We start from the raw sequence: 7,164 nt of genomic DNA, 5'->3' as shown, positions 1-7,164 counted from the left end.
AACTTGGTGCCATGTATCTTCGATATCTTTAAAATTATTAAATCCGATTTTTTTATAAAAACTTTTAGATTCAGGGGCGGATATAAGGAACATCAATGTACCCTTTTCTAATTGTGGTTTTAAATTCTCTACTAGTCCTTTACCGATTCCCGTTCCCTGGTACTCAGGGTCAACAGCAATATCGTTAATGTAACAATCAAAGCAAAAATCTGTGAATGCTCTTAGGAAACCCACTAACTTCCCGTTATGCCAAGCGGATACTTTAATATTTGCATTCTTTAACATCAATTCCATTCGTCTCTCGTCGTTAGGTCGTCTTAAAGTAGCTCTGTTATATAGTGCTATGACTTCCTTCAATGATGGCATTTCATCGCTTTTATAAATTATCATTAGTTCAGACCTCATTCAAAAATTTATTAAGAATGACACAATTATTCATGTATTTCCTTATTGAGCATAACTGCCCGTAACACTTGGACATACTGTTTTGTTACTTTTCTCCAACATGAAACACACCAATTACGGTTTCACCATCAACGTCATACAGCGGAATATCACGACCACCTGGTGATCTACTGTTCTGTATTGCAATGGCTTCCTCGGGTGATTTTGGTTGCTCACCGTTTATGTCTTTTTTCAGCAAATATCCTTGTGTGCGATCCACACCTATAGCACTTATTAATTCCGGTACCGTTTCTGGAGAAGTAGCATCTGTGGCAGAACCGTATGTCTTTCCGTTTTTATTTTTAGGATAGAAGTTCATATTCTTAGCGCCGCTAATATGAAAAGAACCAATTATGGTTTTCCCATCAACATCATATAGCGGGACATCACGACCAAGTTCTTCGAGATAATCTTTTTTCAATACATATCCTGCAATGCCATCAACACTTCCTTTATGGATTAAGTCAGATAGCATTTCAACAGAGGTGGCTTCTTCAGCAGAACCGTATGTCTTTCCATTTTCATTTTCAGGATATTTAGGAGGATTTGTGTGGCTTTGATTAATCGTAATTTTAGCATATGTGCTTTGGAATGCCATTGCACCTCCCACTACACAAACGATAAAAACAACACCAATCAATATTCTGATGCTTTTAGAATACATCCTCACTTTGTTCACCCCTTAAAAGTTTCTCACTCTTCACTCTATAGCCGTTCGTCTCGTCCTTTTCACTTCTTATACGGCACCAAATAATGGAAAGTTGCACTAAACTGTTTGTTAGTTAAATAAAGAAACGGAACCATTTGCTTCTAGGTTCCGTTCTCTGGTGTATTATTTACTTTTTTTCCTTCATCTTCTTCTCTTTTAAGAAACGAAACATGTCCAACTACTCTCCCAGCCGCAGCACTAGAAGGGGGCATTGTTGTCTTTTGGGAAGCACTTAATCCTATTTTGATCTTTGCACCAGCCTCCACTACTAGTAGCCGTAGCTAGCCTATACCAATGCATGAATTAAATCATAAACCGGTACCCTGATCCCCAAACCGTGCCTATATACTGGGGCTTGGACGGGTTTTCCTCGATTTTTTCCCTGATTCTGGCGATGTGCACGGTCACGGTAGAAGCGTCGCCCAACGCATCCATCCCCCAGATCCGCTCAAAAAGCTCCTCCTTGCCAATCACCCGATTGGCATGCTTCAAAAGAAACACAAGCAGGTCGAATTCCTTTTGCGCCATCATGACCTCATTCCCGTTCACAAACACTCTTCTGGAATCTTGTTGAATCTCAAGGCCCCGGACCTGGATATGGCTTCTCTCATTCCCTTTACCAAACCGTTCCTTCATCCGCTCGAACTTTTTCAGATGTGCGCTAACCCGAGCTACCAGTTCGCCGGAGCTGAACGGTTTAGTGATGTAATCATCCGCACCAAGGCCGAGGCCGTTAATCTTGTAGATTTCCTCTGCTCTGGCCGATACGAGAAGCACAGGAATGTCGTCCTGCTCACGGATGGTCCTCAATACTTCAAATCCGTCTATATCCGGCAGCATGATATCCAAGATCACAAGCTCAAACTTTTTTCCTTCAAGCGCTGCGAGCCCCTCTGAGCCGCTGTTCACGATCTTCACCGAATAACCGCTCAGCTCAAGATAATCCTTTTGCAGATTGGCAATACTTTGGTCGTCCTCAACAATCAATATCCTTTTCATCATAACCTCCAAACCTACTACAACTTTTTCAGAGAGATCATTATTCGGGTGCCTTCCCCGACAATGCTTCTAGCCCATATTTCCCCTTCATGGCCTTCCACAATTTGTTTGGCAATAGCAAGCCCAAGTCCGCTGCCCTCTACATGGTTCCTTGATGGATCCACCCGATAAAATCGTTCAAAAATGTGGGGAAGGTCTTTCTCGGCTATTCCCTTTCCATTATCCTTGATTTCTATAATGGCGGATGTCCGTGTTTCCCTCAGTATAATGGCAACCCTCCGGTCACTCTTATCTATGTAAATGGCAGCATTGTCGAGGATATTTTGAATGACTCTCTTTAATCTTTCGCGATCAATTAATACAAGGACAGGCTCCTTTAATTCATTGATTAGCTCTAATGTAATATTGGCCTTTTCATATTCATATCTATGATCCGCAACACAATCTTCGAAATAGTCCACAAGGCTGCTTTTCTCAAAATGATAAGGGAGCTGGTTCAGATCCAGCTTGGAATATAAAAGCAAATCATCAATCATGGCATTCACCAAAATGGTCTTTGAACGAGCCGTTTCAAGGTACTCTGCCATTTTCTCAGGTGACTTGGCTACCCCGTCAATAATACCTTCGATGTACCCTTTGATGGAGGTTACTGGCGTCTTTAAGTCATGCGAAATGCTGGATACCAAAAAGTTTCTGTTATCATCGTATTTTTGCTGTAAATAAATAGATTCCTTCAGCTTGATCCTCATTAGCTCCAGCGATTTGCACAGCTCCCGAACCTCGCCTTCGCCTTCCTCTGCAATTTCGCAGCTCAAGTCACCTTCACTGATTTTAACAGCGGCTTCCTTCAGCCTGGATACTGGTGAAATGATCCCGCGTGAGAATGTATAAGAAACCCAAAAGTTCATCAACAAAAAAATCAGGATGAAAAAGCTGACGGTAAAAATGCCAAACAGCATATAAAAGCCTGTTTGCAGCTTGATTGGCGCAAGCAGTAGCAATACTCCCGTATCGCCAGATGGAAGCTTATAATCCACCCGGGTAAATATATAAGTTTTGCCATCAAGCTCCAGGGTATCCTGATTAGGTGTACCACTGGACAGCAGCAGGCTTTTTTCAATATCGATGGCATTCAGCTTTCTTGTAGCGTATACAACCTCCCTATTGATGAATAGGAAGGCATGGGCGCCCAATACCTGGGCCCGATCAGCCAGCTCTTGCTGAACTTTTTTATCCAGAAGCTGTTTGAACTCGAAGACCATCGCCTCCCGCTTGATCTCACTGATCCCGGTCCTGACCTCGTAAGCCCTTTTCAGTTCATTGATATCCGCTTTGTTGCCAAATACTTTGGTATAGGCGGCAACAAAAATGATGACTGCCAAAGCCGTCAAGGCAATGGAAAGCAGCACGGACAGCGCATTCATCACGAAAAAGCGTTTGGTCAAATGCATGTGGGTTCCTTTCTATATATCCTTTTTATCAAATAAATAATAACCAGCGGTAAATAACATTATACCACAGCCCAATAAAATTAAGATCTGGCGGAAAATTTTGAATATATTAAACGATTCCGAAATCCAGAGCGTATACCAATCCAACATCGACGTCACAAAAAAACTGGAATACGAAGAAAAGAAAATACCCAAGAAATTAAAAGCGACAAAAATAAGGATGGAGAGGAAAAATACCGCCAGCCCTCCCTGTAGTATATTGGATAGCAGGACAACTAAAAGGGCAAACACAAACACTGGGAAAAAAGTAGCGATATAGGACAACAACACCCTCGCTACACCAAGCAAGCTAGCGGATGCAGGATTAAATATGAACCCTACCAGTAAAGAAAGCACCATAACGAACATCAGGTTGGCCAATATAAACAAAGCAATATTCAAAACCTTCGCACTATAAACGCCAAGTCTGGAAACAGGTCTGGCCAGCGTTATTTTCATCGTATTAGACGAAAATTCACCGTTAAACATATCGATCGCCACAAAGATGGCAAAAAGAGGTAAAATCGTATAAGTAAAAATCGACAAAACAACTATTGGAAACTCCGTGCTGCCTACTACCCTTAAGCCGAGGCCATGCTTAACCGCTGTAACCGCAATTTGTCCGATCAAAACGGCCAGAATGGACAAAATGGCAGCCGCCATAATTTTTTTCTTTTTCAACAGCTTCACGGTTTCATTCAAAAATGCAGCTTTAAACCCTGGCATTCCTGTCCACCTCACTAACAAAATAATGTTCAAGCGATGCGTAATTGGAAAGAATGTTTTGGGTATAGTCTACATTGACAAGCTTGCCCCCGTATATAACACCGATTCTTGTACAGGTAAGCTCTACATCATGAATCAAGTGGCTGGAAATAAAAAAGGTCGTACCTTCATCAGCAAGCTGCTTAGTCAGCCTCCGCATCTCCAGCATTCCCTCAACATCCAATCCGTTCAAAGGCTCGTCCAAAATTAAAAGCTTGGGCTTCGATAGGATAGCAGCCGCTAGCCCTAGCCTTTGTTTCATCCCAAGTGAAAACTTTTTAGATTTCTCATTTTTATACTTCAACATACCAGTAATTTCCAGGCATTCGTCGATTCTTTGCTGGTCCACCTGCGGATAAAACCTGCCAAACAGCTTCAGGTTTTCATTGGCCGTTAAATAAGGATACGACTCTGCTGTCTCGATCATACAGCCCACATGCTTCATCGCTTTGACGTAATCCTCTAATATGCTGGCACCAAAAATCTTCACGTCGCCGCGGTCCGGTTTCATGAGCCCTGCCATCATTTTCATGGCTGTCGTCTTCCCAGCCCCATTGGGTCCCAAAAAGCCGAATATATCGCCTTGATCTACTTCTAAATTTAAATCACTGATGCCCCGATCGTTTTTATATACCTTGGTAAGACCGATGATTTCAATTGCTTTATTCGTCAACGACAGTACCTCCCCATAAAATGGTCAGGAAGCCGCATTGGCGGCTTCCCTTCCTCTCTCTATTCCTCAAATACGCGGCTGAATTGACCATCGAAATTAGGTCTATTGCTGCTTCTGTATGAGTTGTTGTTGATGATCTCGGTATTCAGATCCACATAAATCTTTCCAGGACCGTTCTCATGAACCTGACCGTTTTCCTGCTCGCCTTTCGCATTCTTATAAGTAAAGGTAGATAGGGACTTCGTACTGCTAGAATTGTATTCAAAATTAAAATTATACTTGTCAGGATAATTGGCCTCAAAGCCAGGTTTAACGGTTTCGTAATATTTGCCTGCCACTTTACCGTTCTCCACGCTTGTGATTTCAAAGGTTCTCTCGCCGATCTTCACTAGTTTTCCGTCTTTCTCCATGATGATGTTATTTTTATAGGTTCCCACATACTTGCTAGTGAGGCCACCTGACTGGTTGACCGTTTCAACGCTTGCTCCTTTCAGGTCTGGCAAAGTAATCTTTGTATTTCCAACACCGGAAAGCTTGACGACCACATTGATCGTTAAATCATGCTGGGCGCCGTTTTTGTCTTTCCCGGACAGAAGGATATTCCCCGTCACATTTTCCAATATGCCTGCTTTGTTCTCAACAGCCGTGCCTACAACCTTTTTGACAAAAATATCACTTTCTATATCCGTCATCTTTGCATTCTTTTCCATACGGCTCTGGTCTCTAATCAACTGTTGGATGCCATAGGAGGAGACGGCATTGACTACGGCAGGCACCTGTGCCTCAGACAAGCTTCCTGAGTAAGCCTTTCCGCCATCTGGCCTTTCTTCCACCTGCACATAATCCTTTAGCCCTCCGACCACTGCGTCAACGATCTTTTCGATCTCAGGTGCTCCCTTTTCATTAAAAGGGTTTGTGAACACGCTCCGGCTCCCTCTAGCTGCATCATCAGGATATTCCGTTACATAATATTTGTTATCTACCCCGTTTTTCCAGACCGATTGCTTTTTGTCGGAATATGAATAATTGGATGAGGACTTGCCCTCTGAATCCTGAGTTACGGTAGTTTCTTCAGATGCTTGCTTGGTTGTATCGATTTTTTTGGAGGTGGTAGTCTGAAACAAGATTTGATCGTTACCCTTCAGCGTAAGCAGCGTATCGATCGTATAATTGTTTAATCCCTTCTCCATCTGTGCGGCGGTATTTTTCGCAGAGCCCTTGAGTCGATCATAACCAGAGCCAAGCAATGTATCAGCAAAAGCTGTGGATATAAATAAACTGGCTCCGAGCGTAAATGAGAGTGCGGTAATTGCTTTTTTGCTAAGTTTCATTTCGTATCTCCTTCTTGGTATAGTGGGGGAAACGTTTCCTTAGCTTTATTATAATCGAAGCTTATTGAATCTATCTGAATAAACTATTAACAAACTATTAACTCAAGCTTGATTGCGCACTAACATGGATGCCATCCCAACACTAATGACTTTATCACATAAATTTCTTACAGTCATTGGATTTTAAGTACCCTTTCCTTACCATATTTGCAGCGTAAACGCCGCACCACCGATGATGAAAATGGTTATATATGTTAATACTGCTACTATGGCTTGGAGAGGAAGGTCGATAAGCTATGGTGCCTTAGAGCCCATCCGCTGATTCTGAGACCCATTTAGCAGGGTTTGAATCATAGCGGATAGCAGATGGGAAGCCCCCGTATTATAATTGAAGGCAGTACCAGGAGCACTTGCACTTGACATAGGCTGATTAAGGATAAATTGAACTTGATTAGGACTCTCCATCATCTGGCTGACAATGTTGTTGTCTCCGTAAGGAACTTGCGGTTCCAGCCATTCTAATCCGCTCTGCATCGTCAGTAAATCTTTCACGGTAATCGCGGCTTTATTCAAATCCGTATTGTTTTTGCTTTCCTCCGGAAAGGAATTCAGAACTTTTTGATTTGTGCCTTTGAGGGCACCCTCATTAATGGCAATCCCCGTTAATGCTGAAGTAATACTTTTCGTCACGGAATGGACTTGATAAAATACGCCATCACCTTCTTGGTAAGGAGCAAAATAGGTGCTAAGTAC

The 7,164-nt window shown here is 42.5% G+C and carries 8 protein-coding genes; all 8 read right to left on the bottom strand.

Going from position 1 to position 7,164, the window contains the following annotated elements:
- The coding region (locus BK127_RS41375) for a GNAT family N-acetyltransferase (RefSeq protein ID WP_076238460.1) at positions 1 to 390 on the bottom strand (390 nt) is incomplete at its 3' end.
- Between the two features lie 100 nt (positions 391 to 490).
- On the bottom strand, positions 491 to 1,108 hold the full coding sequence (locus tag BK127_RS41370) for a hypothetical protein (protein WP_144026728.1): 618 nt from the start codon (positions 1,106 to 1,108) through the stop codon (positions 491 to 493).
- 348 nt (positions 1,109 to 1,456) lie between these two features.
- Positions 1,457 to 2,152 (bottom strand): response regulator transcription factor, encoded by a 696-nt coding sequence (locus BK127_RS41365; RefSeq protein ID WP_076238458.1) that lies wholly within the window; start codon positions 2,150 to 2,152, stop codon positions 1,457 to 1,459.
- Positions 2,153 to 2,169: 17 nt separating this feature from the next.
- Positions 2,170 to 3,603, bottom strand: a complete 1,434-nt coding sequence (locus BK127_RS41360) for a sensor histidine kinase (RefSeq protein ID WP_076238457.1) — start codon at positions 3,601 to 3,603, stop codon at positions 2,170 to 2,172.
- A 12-nt stretch (positions 3,604 to 3,615) separates the two neighbouring features.
- Positions 3,616 to 4,368 carry an ABC transporter permease gene (locus BK127_RS41355; RefSeq protein ID WP_076238456.1) on the bottom strand — a complete coding sequence of 251 codons (753 nt, stop codon included), beginning with the start codon at positions 4,366 to 4,368 and terminating at the stop codon, positions 3,616 to 3,618.
- Positions 4,355 to 5,080, bottom strand: a complete 726-nt coding sequence (locus BK127_RS41350; protein ID WP_076238455.1) for an ABC transporter ATP-binding protein — start codon at positions 5,078 to 5,080, stop codon at positions 4,355 to 4,357. The genes BK127_RS41355 and BK127_RS41350 overlap by 14 nt, the downstream gene beginning before the upstream one ends.
- Before the next feature lie 59 nt (positions 5,081 to 5,139).
- Positions 5,140 to 6,411 carry a hypothetical protein gene (locus BK127_RS41345; RefSeq protein WP_076238454.1) on the bottom strand — a complete coding sequence of 424 codons (1,272 nt, stop codon included), beginning with the start codon at positions 6,409 to 6,411 and terminating at the stop codon, positions 5,140 to 5,142.
- Positions 6,412 to 6,705: 294 nt separating this feature from the next.
- Positions 6,706 to 7,164: serine hydrolase (locus BK127_RS41340; RefSeq protein ID WP_144026727.1), on the bottom strand; the 459-nt coding region annotated here is incomplete at its 5' end.

Source organism: Paenibacillus sp. FSL H7-0331 (assembly GCF_001956045.1).
The sequence above is the reverse complement of the archived record's forward strand: the minus strand, read 5'-3'. Positions and strand labels throughout refer to the sequence as shown.

What these genes read in the sequence shown, in the direction of transcription:
- BK127_RS41370 (WP_144026728.1), bottom strand. Translation starts at nt 1,108, where the DNA reads ATGTATTCTAAAAGCATCAGAATATTGATTGGTGTTGTTTTTATCGTT.
- BK127_RS41355 (WP_076238456.1), bottom strand. Translation starts at nt 4,368, where the DNA reads ATGCCAGGGTTTAAAGCTGCATTTTTGAATGAAACCGTGAAGCTGTTG.
- BK127_RS41345 (WP_076238454.1), bottom strand. Translation starts at nt 6,411, where the DNA reads ATGAAACTTAGCAAAAAAGCAATTACCGCACTCTCATTTACGCTCGGA.
- BK127_RS41360 (WP_076238457.1), bottom strand. Translation starts at nt 3,603, where the DNA reads ATGCATTTGACCAAACGCTTTTTCGTGATGAATGCGCTGTCCGTGCTG.
- BK127_RS41365 (WP_076238458.1), bottom strand. Translation starts at nt 2,152, where the DNA reads ATGAAAAGGATATTGATTGTTGAGGACGACCAAAGTATTGCCAATCTG.